A 19,291-nucleotide genomic window follows, 5' to 3' on the forward strand; every position below is an offset into this window, starting at 1 on the left:
GGGCAGACGCTGAAAACTCGAATGGGCGAGCCGCGGCTCGCCCATTCGTCTTTGCGGCCGCATGCGCTCAGGCGACGGCGCGCCCCGCCTCCGTGTCGGCAGACTCCACCCGGGCCAGGCCAAGCGCGTCTGCGATCGCGTTCTCGTGCGCATCGAGGTCGGCGATGAGCGCCAGCACGGCCTGCTCGCCCTGCTTGAGCTCATCGACACGGCTCTCCAGCGTGTCGGTCGCCTCGTGGATGCGCTTCACGCTCTCAAGGCGGCGCTTGAGCTGGATCTGGTACTCGCGCACCTGGGTTTCCAGTGGCGACATGACTGCACGCAACCACTGCTCGACGTCGCGGTTGGCGATTTCGAACGTGCGGCGCGCCTGCACCGCCACGGTCTCGAAGAACTTCTGCGTGAGCGCGTGCTTCTCCGTCGTGACCAACACCAGCGCGGTGTTGATCTGGCGATTGAAGGCCGCCTCGAGGCGGTCGATCTCCTTCTCGTAGCGTAACGTCGAAAAACCCTCCGGCGGCGTCAGCTTGAGCCCGTGCTCGACGCTGAAGCGCTTGTACATTGCGTCGAGCATGCGCGTGATCTCGCCGATCTCTGCCGTCGACCGCTCCAGATTGGCGCGCAAGTGTTTGAAGAAGCCCTCCATCGCCTCGCGCAGGCCGCGCGAGAAGGAGGACTCGAGCATGGCCTCGCGCGTGCGTCGGGTCTCGTCGCGCAATGCATCCAACCCCATGTGGGCAAGAAGGTTGTTGGTCAGGTTGGAGAACACCGAGCGCACCGCGTAGTACTTCTGCAGGCCCTGCTCGAACTCCTCCTTTTCACTGCGGATCTTGCGCATCATGTATTCGATGACGCTCTGGTTCTTGCCGCGCAGGTCGGTGAGTTCCTGCAACTGCTCGCGCAGGCTGCCCAGGCGGGCCTCCAGCAGGCCGCGCGTGGCAGCGATGACCTCGTGCGTCTCGGCGAACATGTCCTCGCGCACGATCTCCTGCTTGGTGGGCAGCAGGTCCTCGCTCAAGGCGCGCTCGAGCACGGGCACGCGGCTACGCTCGAGCAGCGCCGCATCGCCCTGGATGCGGGCCACCAGCCCCTTCTGCGCCGACACCGGGAAGACCGCGGCGGGCTCGATGCCCAGCGTATCGGCCACCGAATCGACCTGGCGCGCGATCTCGGCGTCGATCCGCGCCTCGTCGCGCAGGCCGTCCCACAGGCCATCGATCTTGTTCAGCACCACCATGCGACCGCGCTGGCGCTCCGCACCACCCTGCACGTAGCTGCGCCATACGGCAAGGTCGCTCTGCGTCACCCCGGTGTCGGCCGCCAGAATGAAGAGCACGGCGTGCGCATTGGGCAACATTGACAGCGTCAGCTCGGGCTCGGCGCCGATGGCGTTGAGGCCGGGCGTATCGAGCACGACCAGACCCTGCTCGAGCAGCGGGTGCGGGAACTGGATCACCGCATGGCGCCAGACCGGAATCTCGACCAAGCCGTCGGCGCCGGGCTTGATGCCCTCCTCGCCCTTGACATCGACCGCGAAGCCGAGCGCGTCGGCTTCGGGCTGGCTGACGCGCTGGGTGTCGCCCACGCGTGCGAGCGCACGCTGCAGGCTGGGCGCATCGACCGCATCGAGCGGCAACACATGCCACTCCTCGGGATAACGCTTGAGCTCGCTGACCGGCGTCTGGCGCACGCGCGTACCTATCGGCAGCAGCCTGAGCTCGGCCTTCGCCCCCTTGGACCACTGCAGCTCGGTCGGGCACATCGTGGTACGCCCGGCGCTCGAGGGCAGGATGCGATCGCCATGGTCGGCAAAGAAGATGGCGTTGATGAGCTCGGACTTGCCGCGCGAAAACTCGGCAACGAAAGCCACCGTGAGCTTGTCGTCACGCAGGCGCTCGAGCAGGTACTGCAGGCGCAGGTCGGACTGCGCGTCACCCACCTCGTTGCGCGTCAGCCAGCTGCGCAGGCGGGTCACCGCATCGCCTGCATTGGCGCGCCAGCGGGCGTAGGCGGAGAACTGTTCGGTCAGATCGGTCATCTGCACCCTCGTCGAGTGGGTTGCCATGGATATTCCTAAAGGATAGCGGCGAGCACCGCCGTTTACAACGTGAAAAGCGCCTGCTACGGACAGGAGGCGTGCCACGGCCGACGAGCGACCTAGTTGCGCCGCTGGCAGCGCGGGCAGAAGTAGGTGGCACGCTGGGCGCTGACGATCCGCCGCACCGGCGTACCGCACACCCGGCATGCCTCGTCGTCACGGCCATAGACGAAGTACTGCTGCTGAAAGTAACCCGGCTGGCCATCGCCACCGACAAAATCGCGCAAGGTACTGCCGCCCGCGGCGATCGCCGCCTCCAGCGTCTCGCGCACGGTACTGACGAGGCGTTCGCAACGCTGCTCGCCGAGCCGCCCAGCCACCTGGAGCGGATGGATGCGCGCCCTGAACAGGCTCTCCGAAGCATAGATGTTGCCGACACCGACAACCTTGTGGCTGTCCATCAGCACATGCTTGATCGGAGCACGCAGCCCACGCGTGACGCGGTACAGCCAGGCACCGTCGAAGCCGGCTTCGAGCGGCTCGGGCCCCAGACCGGCAAGCAGCCGGTGCCCGGACGCGGCACCGGGCTGCCAGAGCACCATGCCGAAGCGGCGCGGGTCGCGCAGACGCAAGGCCTGCGCACCGAACACGAAATCGACATGATCATGGACACCTGCGGGCTCATTCGCCTGCACCACGCGCAGGCTGCCGGACATGCCAAGATGCACGATCACCGTCCCCGTACCGAAATCGAACAGAAGGTACTTGGCGCGCCGCGTCACCGCCTGCAGCGTGCGCCCCCCCACCTGCGCGGCCAGGTTGTCGGGTACGGGCTCACGCAGGCGCGCATTGCGTACCACGACAGCGTTCAGGCAACGCCCTTCGACATGCGGCTGGATACCGCGGCGGGTAGTCTCGACTTCTGGCAGTTCGGGCATGAAGATGGGCTGGGCGAGGCGAAACCCCGTGACGGGAAGGGAAGGCGCAGCGGGCGGAGCACCCACATTCGCGGGCCGGGCGGTGCCAATGGCGCACGCTGCTTGCGAGCAGTGCATCGAACTGCATACCATGACGCGAACCGAATTCTAGATCAGCCCTCCAACCCGCGTCAGCCCGCACACGGCCCCGCAACGCCGCGGCCCGCGCCGCATCGATCGAAGTCTGCCGGACCCTGCCCATGAAGACCCACTTGAAGCGCCTTGCCCGATCAGTCTGCCTCGCACTCGCGCTGGGCACGGGCGGGACCGCCGTAGCAGCCAATGGCGACATCGTCGGCGGCGCACTGCCAGCGCAGGAACTCACCGCGCGCACGCTGTACCACTTCCTGCTCGCCGAGATCGCCGGCGCCCGCGGCGAAATCGGCCTATCCGCCCAGCTCTACCTCGACCTTGCGCGCTCCACCCGCGACCCGCGCATCGCGCGCCGAGCCACCGAGATCGCAATGTACTCGCGCAACGTCCAGCTCGCGATCCAGGCTGCGCACATCTGGAGCGAAGTCGCGCCGGAGTCGGAGGAGGCCCGCCGCCTGCTCGCAAGCATCGCCGGGTCCGGGGAGGCACGCGACAGCATCGATCTCGACGCGGTGCAGATCCAGCTCGCGCGTGTGCTCGCCCAGTCGAGCGAGCGCCTGCCGCAGAACCTGCTCGGCCTCAACCGCACGCTCGCGCGCATCCCGGACAAGCAGGCCGCCAAGGAGATCGTGCAACGCCTCACCGAGCCCTACCTTGAAGTGCCTGAAGCCCATGTCGCACGTGCGCAGGCCGCCATGATCGCCGAGTCCCCGATGGAGGCCCTCGCTGCGGCCGACAGCGCGCTCGCACTGCGCCCGGGCTGGGAACCCGGCGTGCTGCTCAAGGCCCAGATCCTGCAACAGGCGGGCGCCGGCGCCGAAGCCATGCGCCAGCTCGAAGCCGAGGTCAAGCGTGCGCCCGAAAGCCGCAGCCTGCGCCAGGCCTACGCACGCGCCCTGGTCGGCAACCAGCGCTTTGCCGAAGCGCGTGCCGAGTTCCGCCACCTGCTCGTCGGCGCGCCCGAGGATGCCGAGCTGCACTATGCCGTCGGCCTGCTTTCGCTCCAGCTCGGCGAAGCCAGCGAGGCCGAGTCCAGCTTCCTGCGCGCCCTTGCCGCCGGGCACCCGCAAGCCGACATCATCCGCCTCCACCTTGGCCAGATCGCCGACGGACGCGGCGAGGGCGAACGCGCCCGCCAGTGGTTTGCCGATGTCAGCGACGAGGGACACCGCACCGAAGCCATCATCCGCAGCGCCCAGAGCCTGGCGAAGGAAGGCCGCCTGGATGAAGCCCGGACGCTGCTGCAGGCTGAAGCCGACGAACCCGAGACCCAGCGCCGGCTGGTCCTCGCCGAGGTGCATCTGCTGCGCGACGCGAACCAGCCGGGCGAGGCCTTGCTGGTGATCGATGACGCCCTGCGCGAGACGCCCGACGATACCGACCTCCTCTACGAGTCGGCCATGCTGGCCGAGCGCCTCGACCGTATCGACCTGATGGAGACGCGCCTGCGCCGCATCATCGAGCTCGACCCCGAGCATGCCCACGCCCACAACGCCCTCGGCTACTCGCTCGCAGACCGCAACCTGCGCCTGGACGAAGCGCACGAACTGATCGAGCGCGCGCTCGAGCTCGCCCCCGACGACCCCTTCATTCTCGACAGCCTGGGCTGGGTACACTTCCGACGCGGCGACAAGCTGGCCGCGCTCGAGCACCTGGAGCGCGCCTACTCGATCCGCCAGGACGCCGAGATCGCAGCCCATCTCGGCGAAGTGCTGTGGGCGCTGGAGCGCAAGGACGCGGCCCGCCGCATCTTCGACGAGGCCTTGAGCGCCCACCCCGACAACCGCCTGCTCAACGACACCGCGCTGCGCCTGGGCGTGCGATGAGCACTGCGCAGCCTGCACACCTCCGGCACGGCCGCCAGCGGCGCGTGCTGCTCCTGGCTCTGGGCGCCAGCCTGGCGCTCACTGCATGCGCCCCCCTGCTCCCCTCATCGCCGGCAGGCGGCACGCCCGCGGCCGCGCGCACGGCATTGCCCGCCTTCCTGCTAGAAGGCCGCCTGTCGGCAAGCGACGGAGTGCAGGGTGCAAGCGGCAGGCTGGAGTGGCAGCACACGCCCGACGCCGATACGCTGGTGCTGCTGTCCCCGCTCGGCCAGATCGCCGCCCGCCTCGACAGCAGCGCTGAGGGCGCCCGCCTGAGCACCGCCGACGGCGCGATCATCGAGGCCCCGAGCGCAGACCTGCTGCTTCCCCGGGTGCTCAACGTCGACATCCCCGCTGCGCGCCTGCGCCTGTGGGTGCAGGCGGTCACCGACGGCAGCGCCGAGGTGCGCCTGCGCGACACCGCCGGGCGCCCCGTACTGCTCATCGACCGCGGCTGGCGGATCGAGTACGCCGCCTATGCCGACGACAGCGCCCAGGCCCTGCCCACGCGGGTGGACATCTCCCGCGGCGATGCCCGCATCCGACTGATAGCCGATTCATGGACCATCCTGCCCTGAACACAGCCCCCCTCCTCGGCACCGTTCTGCAAGCCGGCAAGCCGACCCAACTGCTGGGCTGCCCTGCGCCCGCCAAACTCAACCTCTTCCTGCACGTCGTCGGCCGTCGGCCCGATGGCTACCACCTGTTGCAGACCGCATTCCGCCTGCTCGACTGGGGCGACACGATCGACCTGCGGCTGCGCACCGATGGCGTCATCCGGCGCACCAACGCCATCGCTGGCGTTGCCGAGGAACAGGACCTTGTCGTGCGCGCCGCACGCCTGCTTCAACAACGCACGGCCACCACCCTGGGAGCAGACATTACCCTGCACAAGCAACTACCGATGGGCGGCGGGCTGGGCGGCGGCAGCAGCGATGCAGCCACGACGTTGATCGCGCTCAACCGCCTTTGGCAAACCGGCCAGTCACGCGCGCAATTGCAGACCATCGGACTCGAACTGGGCGCCGACGTGCCGGTTTTCGTCTTCGGCGAGGACGCCTTCGCCGAGGGCGTTGGCGAGCAGTTGCAAGCCCTGACGCTGCCCTCGGCGTGGTACGTGATCCTGTCGCCAGGCGTCTCCATACCGACTGCAGAAATTTTTTCGTCGAAGGACTTGACGCGCAACACACCTCTCATCAAAATGGCGGACTTCGCAGCAAGCACCACCCACAACGACCTGCAGACAGTAGCCTGCAATCGTTACCCGGAGGTGCAAGAAGCGATCGACTGGCTGAGCAACTTTGCACCAGCCAGAATGACAGGCTCGGGCGCCTGCGTGTTTGCGGAAGCACGCTCTGAGGAGCAAGCGGATCGCATCACGAAAAGTTGTCCGCCACGCTGGAAAGCTTGGAAAGCGCGCAGTCTTGCTCGCCATCCGCTTTACGAGTGGTTACAATAGCGCCCGCCCTGCCAAGCGATCTGCATCGCGGGCGAAAAGGTTTCTTGGGGAGTCGCCAAGTCGGTTAAGGCACCGGATTTTGATTCCGGCATTCGAGGGTTCGAATCCTTCCTCCCCAGCCAGATGACGACGGGCAGGCCATGGGCCTGCCCGAGTCGTTTCTGCGCGACAATTTTTATTCGCGCGTCGTTTAAACGGCTTCGGAGTAGCTGAAATGCCCCACGGCAGCCTGATGGTCTTCACCGGCAACGCCAACCCCAAGCTTGGCGCCGATGTGACGCGACGTCTGGGTATCTCCCTCGGTTCGGCCACCGTCGGCCGCTTTTCGGACGGCGAGGTCAATGTCGAACTGCTCGAGAACGTGCGTGGCAAGGACGTCTTCGTCCTCCAGCCCACCTGCTCGCCGACCAACGACAACCTGATGGAACTGCTGGTGCTGGTCGATGCGCTCAAGCGCGCCTCTGCCGGCCGCATCACCGCTGCCATCCCGTATTTCGGCTACGCCCGCCAGGACCGCCGCCCGCGTTCGGCGCGCGTGCCGATCACGGCCAAGGTCGTCGCCAACATGCTGCAAGCCGTGGGTGTGCAGCGCCTGCTGACCATGGACCTGCACGCCGACCAGATCCAGGGCTTCTTCGACATCGCGGTGGACAACGTCTACGCGGCGCCGGTGCTGCTCGCCGACCTCGACAAGCAGAAGTACGACGACCTGCTCGTGGTCTCGCCCGACGTCGGCGGTGTGGTGCGCGCACGCGCCTTCGCCAAGCGCATGGAATGCGACCTGGCGATCATCGACAAGCGCCGCCCCAAGGCCAACGTGTCCGAAGTCATGAACATCATCGGCGAGGTCGAAGGCCGCACCTGCGTGATCATGGACGACATCGTCGACACCGCAGGCACGCTGTGCAAGGCGGCTGCCGCGCTCAAGGAGCACGGCGCCAAGCGCGTGCTGTCCTACTGCACGCACGCCGTGCTGTCGGGCGCAGCCGTATCGCGCATCAATGATTCGGCGCTCGACGAACTCGTCGTCACCGACACCATCCCGCTGCGTGAGGACGCCAAGGCCTGCAACCGCATCCGCCAGGTCTCGGTCGCCTCCCTGCTGGCCGACACCATCCTGCGCATCAGCAACGAGGAATCGGTGTCCTCGCTGTTCATGGAATAAGTCTTTCGCCCGTACGGCCCCGTGCCGTACGGGCTTTCACCGTCTTCGCCTGGTCGCGGGCGAAGACACTCTTCACTCAGGAGCAACACAATGCAGATCGAATTCAAGGCCACCAAGCGTGACGCTCAGGGTACGGGTGCGAGCCGCCGCCTGCGTCGCGCCGGCCAGCTGCCGGGCATCATCTACGGCGGCGCGGGCGAAGTCAGCCTGATCACCATGGACCACAACGAGCTCTACCACCTGCTGCGCAAGGAAGCTTTCCACGCCTCCGTGCTGAGCATCGAGGTTGAGGGCGCCAAGGAATCCGTGGTGCTGCGTGACACCCAGTGGCACCCGTTCAAGCAGCAAGTGCTGCACATCGACTTCCAGCGCGTCGCGGCCGACCAGAAGATGCACCTGAAGGTGCCGCTGCACTTCGTCGGCGACGACGTCAGCCCGGCCGTCAAGCTCGGTGGCTGCATGATCTCGCACACCATCAACGAAATCGACGTCCAGTGCCTGCCCAAGGATCTGCCCGAGTTCATCTCGGTCGACCTGTCCGCGCTGGAAGCCGGCCAGTCGGTGCACGTGTCGCAGATCAAGCTGCCGGCCGGTGTCGAGTTGGTGATGCACGGTGAAGGCGACCCCGTGGTCGCCACCGCGCTGCTGGTCAAGGGCGCTGCGACCGAAGGCGAAGGCGAAGCGGCCTGATCGGCCACAGCCCTGCCCGTACAGCCAAGGCCGACACTGATGAGCACTGCGCCCATGCGCCCGCCTCGTCTGATCGTCGGCCTCGGCAACCCGGGCGCCGAATACTCCGAGACCCGGCACAACGCCGGGTTTTGGTTTTGTGAGCGGCTCGCCGACAAGTTCGGCGTACGCTTCTCGCACGAATCACGCTTCCACGGCCTGGTCGCCAACGCGCGCGAAGCCGGCATGTGGCTGTTGATGCCACAGACCTACATGAACCGCTCCGGCCAGGCCATTGGTGCGCTGGCGCGCTTCTACCGCATCGAACCGGCCGAGATCCTCGTCGTCCATGACGAGCTCGACGTGCCGCCCGGCCAGTTGCGCCTCAAGTTCGGCGGCGGCCTCGGCGGCCACAACGGACTCAAGGACACCTCCGCCCACCTCGGCACCAACGACTACTGGCGCCTGCGCATCGGCATCGGCCACCCCGGCGACCGCAACGAGGTGGTCAATTTCGTGCTCAAGCCCGCACGGCGCGAAGAGCAGCAGCTGATCGACGAGGCCATCGACAAGGCGCTCGCGGTCTGGCCGCAGATCCAGCGCGGCGAGCTCAATGCCGCCGCCACCAGGCTCAACGCACGCCCCGCGCCGCCCAAACCTCCGAAGCCGCCCAAGCCCCCCGGGCCACCCGCAGCCGTCGGCTCGGACGAGCCGCCCGCAGGGGACGGCTGAGGCCCTGATCGCGCTCAGTAGCCGACTGCAGCCAGCGCGCGCAGCGGACCCACCGCACGGATCGCCTCGATCTGCTCGCGGTGGCGGGTGTATAAGGTCCCGCCGAAGCACACTGCGCTCATCGAGATGCCCTCGAAATGCTCCCGGCTGCGCGGAATCGCCAGCAGCCAGCCATCACCCACGAGTAGGTTGAAGGGCGGCAGCAGGCCATCCTCGCCCGGGCGCAACCCGAGCTCGGCACAGGCACGCTCGAAGCCCGCCAGCAGGCTGTCGGCTGACACGGCCACCGCCTCACCCCGTCCGCAGCGCACACGCACGAAGCAGTGCCGCATCGGCAGCGCCGGATGCGTGGCCACCCCCTGCTCTGCCAGCGCTGCCGGCAGCCCGGGCACGAACAGGCGCAGGCTGGCATTGCCCGCGGCCTCCGGCATCCACTGCACATGCTTGTGGCGCTGGCTGGCGCCCGCGGCAGCGCCGCCGTTGTAGAGCCCGATCCCGCCTGCCGCGGCCATCAGCTCGGCAAGCGCGGCAAAGTCACAAAGCGCCAGCGGTGACAACTGCTCGGCGAACTCTCGCCGCGCCAGCACCAGGTGACGCGCGCACAGCGGAAACTTGTTCAGGATCGCGACATGATGGCCGCCGACCGGCCCAACGGTGAGCTCGGGGTCCGGGTTCAGGAAGGGGTTGAAGCTCGGATCGCGCGGACCGCCGGGAATCGCCACCGCCTTGTCGTCCTTGGCGCCCTCAGCCTTCGCCGCCGCGGCCGCCTTGCTGGCATCCTTGGCCGCGAGCGAGGACACCCAGCGCACGATGAAGCGCATGCCGGCGTCCTCCATCTCGACCTGCTCGGCCTGTACCGGCACCAGCGCCCCCGACGCCAGCGCCGCCGTGCTACGGTCGTCGATCGCCTCGATCCAGCTCGCGTTCATCCATGTCTCCCTGTTTCTGGTTTCTGTTTTGCACAAATGCAGGACGAACGATTGTAGGCCAGGCACAGGACAAGAGCCACGCCGCCTCGTCTCGTCATGCGAAGGGATCGCCTTTGGAGCACCACACTGCGACGCGGTACAATCCGGGGTTTTCCACACCGGATCAAGCCCGTAGCCCTGCGAGCGGCGGCGCGCACCGGAACGATCAAGGATTCACATGAGCCTGAAATGCGGAATCGTCGGCCTGCCCAACGTCGGCAAGTCGACCCTGTTCAATGCGCTGACCAAGGCCGGCATCCAGGCCGAGAACTACCCCTTCTGCACCATCGAGCCCAATGTCGGCATCGTCGAGGTGCCTGATCCGCGCCTGGCCCAGCTGGCCGAGATCGTCAAGCCGCAGAAGATCCAGCCCGCCATCGTCGAATTCGTCGACATCGCCGGCCTTGTCGCCGGCGCATCCAAGGGCGAAGGCCTGGGCAACCAGTTTCTCGCCAACATCCGCGAGACCGACGCCATCGTGCACGTCGTGCGCTGCTTCGCCGACGACAACGTGATCCACGTCTCCGGCAGCGTCGACCCGATCCGCGACATCGAGGTCATCGACACCGAGCTCGCCCTGGCCGACATGGCCACCGTCGAGAAGGCCATCAACCGCTACAAGCGCCCTGCCGCTTCGGGCGACAAGGAGGCCAAGATCCTCGTCGCCGTGCTCGAGAAGTGCTTCGCCCAGCTCGACCAGGGCAAGCCGGTGCGCGCGCTCGAGCTCGCCAGGGAAGAATGGGCCAGCCTCAAGCCGTTCTGCCTGATCACCGCCAAGCCGGTGCTCTATGCCGCCAACGTCGCCGAGGACGGCTTCGAGAACAACCCGCACCTGGACGCCGTGCGCGCCCATGCCGCCGCAGAAGGCGCCGAGGTCGTGGCGCTGTGCGCCGCGATCGAGGCCGAGATCGCCGACCTCGAGGACGCCGACAAGAAGGAGTTCCTCGAGACCATGGGCCTGGAAGAACCCGGTCTCGACCGCCTGATCCGCGCGGGCTACAAGCTGCTTGGCCTGCAGACCTACTTCACCGCAGGCGTCAAGGAAGTGCGCGCGTGGACCATCCACGTCGGCGACACCGCACCGCAGGCCGCCGGCGTCATCCACACCGACTTCGAGCGTGGCTTCATCCGCGCCCAGACCATCGCCTTCGACGACTTCATCGCCTGCAAAGGCGAGGCCGGCGCCAAGGAAGCGGGGAAGATGCGCGCCGAAGGCAAGGAGTACGTGGTCAAGGACGGCGACGTACTGAACTTCCTGTTCAACGTCTGATGAGGTGCCCTACGTTTTCCGCCTTCCAACTGGCCGTCTTCATGCTGCCATTTTCTGCTGATCCTGTCGTTCGATCCAGTTCTGCAAGAACGTGATCGGCGACAGATATCCCAAGCTGGAGTGGCGGCGGCTCCGGTTGTAGAACACAGCGATGTATTGGAACAGATCGCTCGTGGCCTCGTTTCAGGTCGCGTAGCTCACGCCATGCACCCGCTCATTCTCGAGGCTGTTGAAGAAGCTTTCAGTCGGTTCGTTGTCCCAGCAGTTGCCCTTGCGCGACATCGAACCGCGCATGCCATAGGCGGCCAGTCGGACCTGGTAAGCGTGGCTGGCGTACTGACTACCCCTATCGGAGTGGAACAGCACGCCCGGTCCCGGCCGCCTGCGAAACCATGCCATCGACAGCGCATCGAGCACCAGGTCGGTCGTCATCCGTGGTTTGATCGACCAGCCAATCACTGCGCGGTTGAACAGGTCGATCACGACCGCCAGATACAACCAGCCCTCGGGGGTCAATTTACGGTGTCGCCTGACATTGGGCATCGAAGCGTCAAAACTCGGAAGTACTACGGCACGGCGCATCAGGCACGGGATAGGCATGCCGTGCGCCCCGTGCGAATTGAGGCTGACTTGCCGGTGAGGGCGCTACCCATCCAAGCGCGGCTAATCACACAGGCGCACATCAACTCAAAGCATGCAGCGGAAATGGGGTAATTGCAGTTTTATTGGGGTAATTTTCATCTAAAATACCCCAATAAAACTGCAATTACCCCATTCTTTCGTACTCGGATGCTGCTGCATGCAATCACTCTCGCCAGACTACCTCGTCAAGCTACGCTTCGACGCGCAGCAGCTGGCGACCCTGCGCGCCCTGGGTGAATACAGGGGCAAGCAGCAGCTCTTCGTGGCGCAGTCGCCCGAGGTCTTGAGCGATCTGCGGCAAGTGGCTGTTGTCGAGTCCACCGAGTCATCAAACCGCCTGGAAGGCGTCGTCGTTGCTGCGCACCGGCTCAAGTCACTGGTGCTCAAGAATGCCACGCCGCAAAGCCGGTCCGAGCAGGAAGTGGCGGGCTACCGCGATGCCCTGAGTCTGATCCATGAAAGCGGTGAGCAGATGCCTTTATCAGAAGGCACGGTACTGCAGCTCCACGGCATGCTGTACCGCTACATGCCGCAACCGGGCGGGCACTGGAAGGCCACGAACAACGACATCGTCGAGCGCCACCCCGATGGCAGCTCGCGCATCCGCTTTCGTCCGGTTGCCGCGCACCTCACGCCCATCGCAATGGCAGACCTGATCGCGCGCTACCGGTTGGCCTTGGATCAGCACTTGGCAGACCCCTTGGTACTGGTGCCGCTGGCGATCCTCGACTTCCTGTGCATCCATCCCTTCCCGGATGGCAACGGCCGCATGGCTCGGCTGTTGACCCTGCAGCTGCTCTATCACTTCGACTATGCGGTGGGCCGCTTCATCAGCTTGGAGCGCATCTTCGAAGAATCGAAGGAAAGTTACTACGAAACGCTGGAGGCCAGCTCCCAAGGCTGGCACGAGGCAGCACACGACATCGCCCCGTGGCTCGATTACTTCTGGGGTGCCCTGCTGCGCGCGTACAAGGAATTTGAAGAGCGCGTGGGCACCATCGAGCGAGGCCGTGGCGCCAAGGGCGACCGCGTTCGCTCTGAAATTCTCAAACGCCAACTGCCTTTCTCCATCTCGGAGATCGAAGAGGCCTGCCCCGGCATCAGCCGCGACATGGTGCGCGTGATCCTGCGCGCCATGAAAGCCGAGGGGGTGATCGCCCCAACAGGAAAGGGACGCGGCGCGAAATGGTCGCAAGTCAAGGCGGAGGGAAAAACCTGATGCAACAGCGACCACAAGCATCATATATAAATCAACGCGTTACCGCCGATCTTCTGGTTTAACGTCTGCACCTCGACCTGACACACAACGCTTACGGACCGAGCCGGCTGCACAACGCCCCCGGCGGCCGACCACACGTCCCGCGTTGTAGCCTACAATAAGGTGATAGTCAGCAATCGCCCGCCACATGAACATGTCTGCTCACCACCGCCTCACCCGCTGCCGCGCGCCAGTCCGTGCGAGTGGGCGTGTGCGCGCGCGCAGCATGATGTCGCCGCTGCGCGATCTCGCGACCCAGCTCGCGTTCAAGGTTACAGGGTCTCCCGCCGTGCTTTCCCAGGCCGTGCGGGGCCAGTACCGGGGCTAAACCCCACCCCCGCACGGCACCTTGCCCGGGACGCGCATGACGCGCCTCCCGATCAACGTGCAGCCGCTGCGGGCACCTGTCCAGTCCCCCGCTCCCAGACCGCCCAGGCGGTCAGGCCCCGGTCCATCCGGGCCACCCCGGTCATCGACGCCCCCATCGGCTGCACCCCAGGATGCCGCGCCTTGGCGCGGCCAGGCGATGCACGAGGGTGATGCAATGGTTCTCACACGTAGTTTCGTCAGGGCGAAGCGGCCCTGCACAGACGGTTTTCGCTGGTTCGTCCGCCAGTTCGGCGACGGTGCCAACTATCAGGACATGCTCGACGAGATGGTCGCGGCCGGCCGCGTCGGCGACGCCTGCTGGCTGCTCGAGCAGTTCGGCCCCACCGATGAGGTCCGCGTGCTCGACCTTATCGAGGCCGAGGCAATCGTATTCGCCGGTACGCTCGAGGTGCGCGGCGGCGTCGATGTCGAAGGCATCGTGCGTGTCGGGCGCTCGCTGCATGCCGGTGCCGGGGTACGCGCCGGCGGCGAGCTGCGCATCGGTGCCGACCTGCGCATAGAGGGCAGCATCCGCGCCGAGGCCGGGCTGCGCGTAGGGGGCGACCTGCGCGCGGGCTGGGGCGTGGACTGCGCCGGCGAGCTGCGCTGCGACGGTGAGGTGCGCATCGGCTGGGATCTGCGCTGCGCCGGCCGCGTGCGGATTGCAGGGAACGCTTTCATCGGCCTCGATCTTGAAGGCGACGAAGGCGTACGCTGCACCAAAAGCCTGCAGGCAGGCGGCGACATCCGCGTAGCGCACACGCTGCGCGCTGGCCAGGGCATCGCCGCTGGCGGCTCGATCGAGGTCGGCATGCACCTGGAGGCCGGTTGGGGCATCAAGGCCGGCAAGTTGATTGGTGCCGCCGGGGCCATCCGTGCCGGCGAGAGCCTGAACGCAGGCGAGGCCATCCGCGCTGGCGCAGGTTACGGCGTTTTTGCCGGTCTCGACGTACAGATGGAGGCCTGGGAGAGCAGTGCGCGGGTAAGCGCCCCGCAGCGCCCGGAGGGCCTGATGAGCGGCTGGTGGGCCGGTCCGGCACCGTGCTGAGGGGAGGACGACGAATGAACGCGATCGCCCTTTGCCGCCGCTCGCTCGGCCACCTGCACACCCCACCCTCGCACCGCAGCAGCTTCTCGCCGCGCTCGGCGCTGGCCTTTCCGCAGCCGCCGCCCACGCGCATCGCCCGGGACGCCGTGCTGTCACTGGCGCGGCACCTGCTCGCGCTCTACCGCCCGCTTCCGCCCCAGATCCGCCCACCGCGCCTCGAGCTGCGCATCGACGTCAACCAGCCCGACGAAGACATCGAGGCCGAGCTCGCTTCCCTCCACCGCCGCCTGCACACGCCGGGCGACGCCATGAACGCCTGCGCGCGCCTGCCCGCGTTGCAGCCGGGCCTGATCTTCCATCACCGCGAGGCCGACGGCGAACACTATGTGTATGTCGAGGACCCCAGCCGCGGCTGCCTCGCCGGCTACACCGTGTTCAACCGCCTGATCGAGGTCGACCGCCGCACCGATCGCCACGTACGCTCGCCGCATTCCAAGTACGCCCCTGCCTATCAGGGTCGGGGCATCGCCAGCACCGTTTACGCCTGGGCACTGGGCCGCGGCCTGTGCCTGGTCAGCGGCGCGCGCCAGTCCGAGGGGGCACATGCCCTGTGGCGCGCGCTGGCGCGCCGCCATCCGCTGCGCTGGGTGAGCCTGCAGGCCAAGCGCATGCACGACCTCGGCAGCGAGGCGCCGGCCGCCCGCGCCGCCGCGCTCGACACCCGCATGCTGCTGCTGGGCGAGGGCTGGAGCCTGCCCCAACTGCACGCGCACCAACTGCTGCACCCGGCCGCCCCGGGGAGCCGCTGAGATGAAGACTCCCGACGCGCCGAGCCCTGTTCCCTCCTGGCTGCGCGCCGCGGCCGCGCTTGCCCTGCTGCTGTTGGTCGCAGCCCTGGCCGACCCCCTGTTCCAGCGCCTGCCCGCCGCCCATCCGCTGCAGGGCTGGCGCGAACCCGTGCGCAATGCGGCCCTCGCCCTCGCCCTGCTGTTCGGTGCCCACCTGCTGCATGCGCTGGTGAGCAGTCGGCTGTCGCAGCGCCGCAAGGGGCAGCGGCCGGTGCCCAAGGTCCTGCTCGACCTGTTCCGGGTCCTCCTCTTCGCCGCGGCCACCCTTCTGGCGCTGTCACTGCTGCTGCGCCAGGGCCTGTCGGGCCTGCTGACCGGCTCGGGCCTGGTGCTGGCGGTGCTGGGCTTCGCCATCCGCAACGTGGTCGCGGACACTTTGTCGGGCATTGCGCTCGGCATCGAGGCGCCGTTTCGCATGGGCGACTGGGTGCGGATCGAGACCCTGGCGCAGGGACGGGTGCAGGAGATCGGCTGGCGCACCACCCGCCTCGTCACGCGCGACAGCACCTACGTGATCCTGCCCAACAGCCAGATCTCGCGCCAGCGCATCACCAATTTCAGCGCGCCGCGCAAGGAGTACCGCGACCATGTCGAGCTCACCCTGCCGGTGGACCTGCCGGTGGCCGAGGCCAGGGAGCTGATCCGCGTGGCGCTGGACGGCGCCCACAGCCTGGTGGACGGCAAGCCGCCCGAGGTACAGGTGGTGCAGTACGGCCCCCAGGGCATCAGCTACCGGGTGAAGTACTGGGTGCCTCAGCACGACCGCGAGCCCATGTGCCGCGACGAGGTGTTCAGCCTGATCGACCTCGCCCTGCGGGAACGGGGCGTGCGCTTCGAGCGTACGCCGGCGGCGGCGCCTTGTGCACTGCGCGGCACGATGCGGGACGAAACGCTGTGAGGCGCGGCCCGGCCACGGGCGCGTGCCGCCCCTTCAGCCCAGGCTGCGCAGCAAATCCCTGACCCAGCGCCAGCGGCTCAGCACCAGCGCCGAGAAGATCAACGCGCAGCCGAGGAACTGTTGCGCGCTCATCGTCTCGCCGAACCACCACGCCGCCACCAGCGCGGTCCACATCGGCTCGAGCATCAGGATCACCGCCGCGTGGCTGGCGCTGGTCAGGCTCTGGCCGCGCAGCTGGACGAAGAAGCGCAGTGTGGTGGCGAGGATGGCGCTGGCGAGCAGCCAGCCCACGACCGGGGCGGCGACCGTTTCCGGCCAGCGCTCCAGCAGCAGCGACAGCGGCAGCATCAGCACCGCGACCATCAGCACCTGCACCGCGCTCAGCGCCAGCGGCGGCACGTTGCGCACGATGCGGCTGTTGAGCGTGAACAACACAGCGAACACCAGCGCGGCGCCGAGGAAGAACCACTGCCCGGGCTCGAAGCGGAAGCCCTGCTCGAGCGACAGGCAGGCAAAGCCCAGCAGCGCGAGCGGCATCGCGACCCAGGTGATGCGCGGCGGGCGCTCGCCGAACAGCAGCCAGCCGATCAGCGGCACCATGACGATGCCAAGGCTGGAGATGAAGGCGCCTTCGCCGATGTGGGTGGCGTGCTCCAGGCCAGTGATCCACAGCGCCATCGCCGCGGCGAACAACGCGCCGACGATCAGGGCGCCCCTGAGGCCCGCCACCGTGAGGCGGCGCAGCTGTGGCCAGGCGAAGGCGAGCAGCACCACGCCGGCCAGCAGAAAGCGCAGGCTGACGAATTGCAGCGGCGCCAGCCCGGCGAGTGCCTCCTTGGAAAAGATCCAGCCGGCGGCAGCCAGCAGCGTGGTCGCCAGCAGCCACAGGTCGGCTTTCAGAGTGTGGGCGGGGGGCGTCACCGCGCTCACACGCCGCCCGGCGGACGTGCGAGCTTGCGCTGCAGCGTGCGCCGGTGCATCTGCAGCGCCCTCGCTGTCGCCGAGATGTTGCCCTCGTGTTCGGCGAGCACGCGCTGGATATGCTCCCACTCCAGGCGATCGACCGACATCGGCGCGCCCGGCGCGTGATCGTCGATGATCACATCCTCGGCTCGCAACGCCTTGATGATGGCATCGACCTCGGCTGGCTTGGCGAGGTACTGCACCGCACCGAGCTTGACGGCATCGACCGCGGTGGCGATGCTCGCGTAGCCGGTCAGCACCAGGATGCGCACCCCCGGACTGGCATCGAGCAAGGGGCGGATGAGCTTGAGGCCGGATTCGCCGCCGATATTGAGGTCGAGCACGATGAACTCGGGGGTATGGTCCCCGGCAAGCTCGAGCGCCCCTTCGCTGTCGGTGGCGCCATAGGTATCAAAGCCGCGCTGAGCAAGCGCGCGCACCAGCACCCTGTTGAAGGCGGGGTCGTCATCGACGACGAGCAGGGTGGGAGCATTGTCGACAATCATTGCACTGCAGCCTGGGACGGAATCATCAAGCGCGCAATGGTGCCACCGCCGGGCCGCGGACGGAACTCCAGCCGACCGCCATGGTGCTCGACCGCGGCGTGGGCGAGCATCAATCCCACCCCCATGCCCTGGGCATGAGCCCCGAGCGGCGCCCGGCGCGCAGCATCGATGCGCGCAGCGGACAGGCCCGGCCCGCGGTCGGCGACCTCGATGCACACCAGCCCGGCGCTTGCGGTGATCGACACCTCGATCGCGCCGGCTACATCGGCCGCGACAACGGCGCCGGCTGTGGCGCACATGTGCTGATTGGCGTTGGCCGCATTATCGATGAGGTTGTGCAAGGCTTCGCCGAGCGAGGCATCGGCGACGATGCTGCCACCCTCGCCCTGCACCTGGACTGCGACGCCGGGACGCAGTTGCCGCCAGCGCGCCGCCACCTGGTCCACCCAGACGCGCACTTCTACGGCGCCACCCCCTTCCGCGCGCGGCTGCCCAGCCTCGCGGGTGAGACTGTTGAGGATGTCGCGACAGTGGTCGACCTGCTCGCGCACGAGCTCCAGATCGTCGCGCACCTCGGCATCAAGGTCCGTGCGCCGAGCCAGTTCGCCGGCAAGGATGCGCATCGTGCCCAACGGCGTCCCGAGCCGGTGCGCCGCGCCAGCGGCAAGCTTGCCCAGGCCGACCACGTAGGCGTCGCGCGCACGCGCTGCGTTGGCTTCGGCCAACTCGGCCTCGCGGCGGGCGAGTTCGGCATTGAGGCGGGCGATGAACCACACCACCGTCACCGCCGCAAATACGAAGCTGATCCACATGCCGGCCAGGTGCCACTGCATGGCGAGCCCGCTGTCGGTGAGGCGCACCGGCTCGTGAAAGCGCCACAGGAAGGAATAGACCCCGACTGCCAGCACAGCCAGCGCCCAGCCCTGGGTAGCCGGCAGGATGGATGCGCCAATCGCCACCACCGGCAGCAGCAATGAGATCGCCGGGTTGGCGACACCGCCGGTGAAATACAGGAAGGCGCCCCAGGCGACAAGATCCACCGTCAGCTGCAGGAAGGCGCCCCAGCGCCCCACCAGCCAGCGCGCCACATCCGCCAGCAAGGCCAGATTGACCGCCAGCAGCGCGAACGTCACGCCCGCCAGCGGCGCCAACGGCTGCGCTGGCACCAGCCATGGAAACACCACAAAGCTCATCGCGGCCATCGCCGCCAGCGACACCCAGCGCAACTGCAGCAAGCGCGCCCGATTCGTGCGCACTGCGCTCAAGCCTGACGTTTCGACCCGCCCCCCTTCCACCTCCATGCGCATGCCATTCACTCCGGTTATGGATATCCCTTTTCACGTCAGGGGCACGTCCCTGTCTTTGCGGTACATCAAGGTTTATGCCATGGCTGCTTCATAGAATGACCCTGCGACAAAACGTCACAGGACAAATTGTCACAGGCAGGCCGCACAGCCAACCCGGCGCGAGGGGCGCAGGGCGCAGTGATTGACTGGATGCCGGCGATCTTATGTGAATACGGG

The 19,291-nt window shown here is 67.3% G+C and carries 17 protein-coding genes, 1 tRNA gene and 1 pseudogene; 12 read left to right on the top strand and 7 right to left on the bottom strand.

The genetic code is table 11. The features are described 5' to 3' along the window. Positions 1–67: 67 nt before the first annotated feature. The gene (locus tag P7F68_RS16300; RefSeq protein ID WP_277834793.1) at positions 68–2,038 is read right to left on the bottom strand and encodes a dynamin family protein; all 1,971 of its coding nucleotides are present in this window, start codon (positions 2,036–2,038) and stop codon (positions 68–70) included. 119 nt (positions 2,039–2,157) lie between these two features. After that, on the bottom strand, positions 2,158–2,976 hold the full coding sequence (mutM, locus tag P7F68_RS16305) for a bifunctional DNA-formamidopyrimidine glycosylase/DNA-(apurinic or apyrimidinic site) lyase (RefSeq protein WP_002931048.1): 819 nt from the start codon (positions 2,974–2,976) through the stop codon (positions 2,158–2,160). Positions 2,977–3,215: 239 nt separating this feature from the next. On the opposite strand from mutM, the gene P7F68_RS16310 reads away from it, so the two are divergent. The 7 genes from P7F68_RS16310 to pth all read left to right on the top strand — a co-directional run bounded on the left by P7F68_RS16310 (position 3,216) and on the right by pth (position 8,998). Then, a complete protein-coding gene (locus tag P7F68_RS16310) occupies positions 3,216–4,934 on the top strand; it encodes a tetratricopeptide repeat protein (protein ID WP_002938450.1) in 1,719 nt (572 codons plus the stop codon). Further along, entirely contained in the window at positions 4,931–5,551 is a 621-nt protein-coding gene (gene lolB, locus P7F68_RS16315) for a lipoprotein insertase outer membrane protein LolB (RefSeq protein WP_002938449.1), read from the top strand. Before P7F68_RS16310 ends, lolB begins: the two co-directional genes overlap by 4 nt. Next, positions 5,533–6,432, top strand: a complete 900-nt coding sequence (ispE, locus tag P7F68_RS16320; protein ID WP_002938447.1) for a 4-(cytidine 5'-diphospho)-2-C-methyl-D-erythritol kinase — start codon at positions 5,533–5,535, stop codon at positions 6,430–6,432. The genes lolB and ispE overlap by 19 nt, the downstream gene beginning before the upstream one ends. A gap of 45 nt (positions 6,433–6,477) precedes the next feature. Further along, positions 6,478–6,554: transfer RNA gene (locus P7F68_RS16325), tRNA-Gln, on the top strand. A 92-nt stretch (positions 6,555–6,646) separates the two neighbouring features. Further along, positions 6,647–7,597, top strand: a complete 951-nt coding sequence (locus P7F68_RS16330; RefSeq protein WP_002931055.1) for a ribose-phosphate pyrophosphokinase — start codon at positions 6,647–6,649, stop codon at positions 7,595–7,597. A gap of 90 nt (positions 7,598–7,687) precedes the next feature. After that, positions 7,688–8,287 carry a 50S ribosomal protein L25/general stress protein Ctc gene (locus tag P7F68_RS16335; protein ID WP_002931056.1) on the top strand — a complete coding sequence of 200 codons (600 nt, stop codon included), beginning with the start codon at positions 7,688–7,690 and terminating at the stop codon, positions 8,285–8,287. A gap of 39 nt (positions 8,288–8,326) precedes the next feature. After that, positions 8,327–8,998 (top strand): aminoacyl-tRNA hydrolase, encoded by a 672-nt coding sequence (gene pth / locus P7F68_RS16340; protein WP_037982543.1) that lies wholly within the window; start codon positions 8,327–8,329, stop codon positions 8,996–8,998. A 14-nt stretch (positions 8,999–9,012) separates the two neighbouring features. Here pth and P7F68_RS16345 read toward each other — a convergent pair whose 3' ends face one another. Then, positions 9,013–9,927, bottom strand: a complete 915-nt coding sequence (locus P7F68_RS16345; protein ID WP_277834741.1) for an ATP adenylyltransferase family protein — start codon at positions 9,925–9,927, stop codon at positions 9,013–9,015. A gap of 217 nt (positions 9,928–10,144) precedes the next feature. On the opposite strand from P7F68_RS16345, the gene ychF reads away from it, so the two are divergent. Further along, positions 10,145–11,236, top strand: a complete 1,092-nt coding sequence (gene ychF / locus P7F68_RS16350; protein ID WP_002938434.1) for a redox-regulated ATPase YchF — start codon at positions 10,145–10,147, stop codon at positions 11,234–11,236. Positions 11,237–11,275: 39 nt separating this feature from the next. Here ychF and P7F68_RS16355 read toward each other — a convergent pair. Next, positions 11,276–11,749: pseudogene (locus P7F68_RS16355) on the bottom strand (IS3 family transposase); the annotation flags it as partial. A 286-nt stretch (positions 11,750–12,035) separates the two neighbouring features. Here P7F68_RS16355 and P7F68_RS16360 point away from each other — a divergent pair. The 4 genes from P7F68_RS16360 (at position 12,036) to P7F68_RS16375 (ending at position 16,299) form a co-directional block, all read left to right on the top strand. After that, on the top strand, positions 12,036–13,097 hold the full coding sequence (locus tag P7F68_RS16360; RefSeq protein WP_277834745.1) for a Fic family protein: 1,062 nt from the start codon (positions 12,036–12,038) through the stop codon (positions 13,095–13,097). Between the two features lie 583 nt (positions 13,098–13,680). After that, the gene (locus P7F68_RS16365; protein ID WP_037982548.1) at positions 13,681–14,553 is read left to right on the top strand and encodes a bactofilin family protein; all 873 of its coding nucleotides are present in this window, start codon (positions 13,681–13,683) and stop codon (positions 14,551–14,553) included. 14 nt (positions 14,554–14,567) lie between these two features. Continuing rightward, positions 14,568–15,362, top strand: coding sequence for a hypothetical protein (locus P7F68_RS16370; protein WP_002938421.1), 795 nt, complete (start codon positions 14,568–14,570; stop codon positions 15,360–15,362). A 1-nt stretch (position 15,363) separates the two neighbouring features. Beyond that, a complete protein-coding gene (locus P7F68_RS16375; RefSeq protein ID WP_277834750.1) occupies positions 15,364–16,299 on the top strand; it encodes a mechanosensitive ion channel family protein in 936 nt (311 codons plus the stop codon). A 33-nt stretch (positions 16,300–16,332) separates the two neighbouring features. Here the strand turns inward: P7F68_RS16375 and P7F68_RS16380 are convergent, their stop codons facing one another. The 3 genes from P7F68_RS16380 to P7F68_RS16390 are packed head-to-tail and all read right to left on the bottom strand — an operon-like array spanning position 16,333 to position 19,075. Continuing rightward, positions 16,333–17,229 (bottom strand): DMT family transporter, encoded by an 897-nt coding sequence (locus P7F68_RS16380; RefSeq protein ID WP_037982542.1) that lies wholly within the window; start codon positions 17,227–17,229, stop codon positions 16,333–16,335. Beyond that, positions 17,226–17,768: a response regulator transcription factor gene (locus P7F68_RS16385; protein ID WP_002938412.1), complete on the bottom strand. Its 543-nt coding sequence runs from the start codon at positions 17,766–17,768 to the stop codon at positions 17,226–17,228. Before P7F68_RS16385 ends, P7F68_RS16380 begins: the two co-directional genes overlap by 4 nt. After that, complete coding sequence (locus tag P7F68_RS16390; protein WP_277834754.1) at positions 17,765–19,075, bottom strand: ATP-binding protein; 1,311 nt, start codon at positions 19,073–19,075, stop codon at positions 17,765–17,767. The genes P7F68_RS16385 and P7F68_RS16390 overlap by 4 nt, the downstream gene beginning before the upstream one ends. Positions 19,076–19,291: the final 216 nt, after the last annotated feature.

Origin of the sequence: Thauera mechernichensis, from assembly GCF_029588855.1 — a bacterium.
In the GTDB taxonomy this organism is placed as follows: domain Bacteria; phylum Pseudomonadota; class Gammaproteobacteria; order Burkholderiales; family Rhodocyclaceae; genus Thauera; species Thauera mechernichensis.

Excerpts from the sequence above, each read along its gene's own strand:
- P7F68_RS16300 (WP_277834793.1), bottom strand. The coding sequence starts at position 2,038 with ATGACCGATCTGACCGAACAGTTCTCCGCCTACGCCCGCTGGCGCGCC.
- mutM (WP_002931048.1), bottom strand. The coding sequence starts at position 2,976 with ATGCCCGAACTGCCAGAAGTCGAGACTACCCGCCGCGGTATCCAGCCG.
- P7F68_RS16310 (WP_002938450.1), top strand. The coding sequence starts at position 3,216 with ATGAAGACCCACTTGAAGCGCCTTGCCCGATCAGTCTGCCTCGCACTC.
- lolB (WP_002938449.1), top strand. The coding sequence starts at position 4,931 with ATGAGCACTGCGCAGCCTGCACACCTCCGGCACGGCCGCCAGCGGCGC.
- ispE (WP_002938447.1), top strand. The coding sequence starts at position 5,533 with ATGGACCATCCTGCCCTGAACACAGCCCCCCTCCTCGGCACCGTTCTG.
- P7F68_RS16330 (WP_002931055.1), top strand. The coding sequence starts at position 6,647 with ATGCCCCACGGCAGCCTGATGGTCTTCACCGGCAACGCCAACCCCAAG.
- P7F68_RS16335 (WP_002931056.1), top strand. The coding sequence starts at position 7,688 with ATGCAGATCGAATTCAAGGCCACCAAGCGTGACGCTCAGGGTACGGGT.
- pth (WP_037982543.1), top strand. The coding sequence starts at position 8,327 with ATGAGCACTGCGCCCATGCGCCCGCCTCGTCTGATCGTCGGCCTCGGC.
- P7F68_RS16345 (WP_277834741.1), bottom strand. The coding sequence starts at position 9,927 with ATGAACGCGAGCTGGATCGAGGCGATCGACGACCGTAGCACGGCGGCG.
- ychF (WP_002938434.1), top strand. The coding sequence starts at position 10,145 with ATGAGCCTGAAATGCGGAATCGTCGGCCTGCCCAACGTCGGCAAGTCG.
- P7F68_RS16360 (WP_277834745.1), top strand. The coding sequence starts at position 12,036 with ATGCAATCACTCTCGCCAGACTACCTCGTCAAGCTACGCTTCGACGCG.
- P7F68_RS16365 (WP_037982548.1), top strand. The coding sequence starts at position 13,681 with ATGGTTCTCACACGTAGTTTCGTCAGGGCGAAGCGGCCCTGCACAGAC.
- P7F68_RS16370 (WP_002938421.1), top strand. The coding sequence starts at position 14,568 with ATGAACGCGATCGCCCTTTGCCGCCGCTCGCTCGGCCACCTGCACACC.
- P7F68_RS16375 (WP_277834750.1), top strand. The coding sequence starts at position 15,364 with ATGAAGACTCCCGACGCGCCGAGCCCTGTTCCCTCCTGGCTGCGCGCC.
- P7F68_RS16385 (WP_002938412.1), bottom strand. The coding sequence starts at position 17,768 with ATGATTGTCGACAATGCTCCCACCCTGCTCGTCGTCGATGACGACCCC.
- P7F68_RS16390 (WP_277834754.1), bottom strand. The coding sequence starts at position 19,075 with ATGCGCATGGAGGTGGAAGGGGGGCGGGTCGAAACGTCAGGCTTGAGC.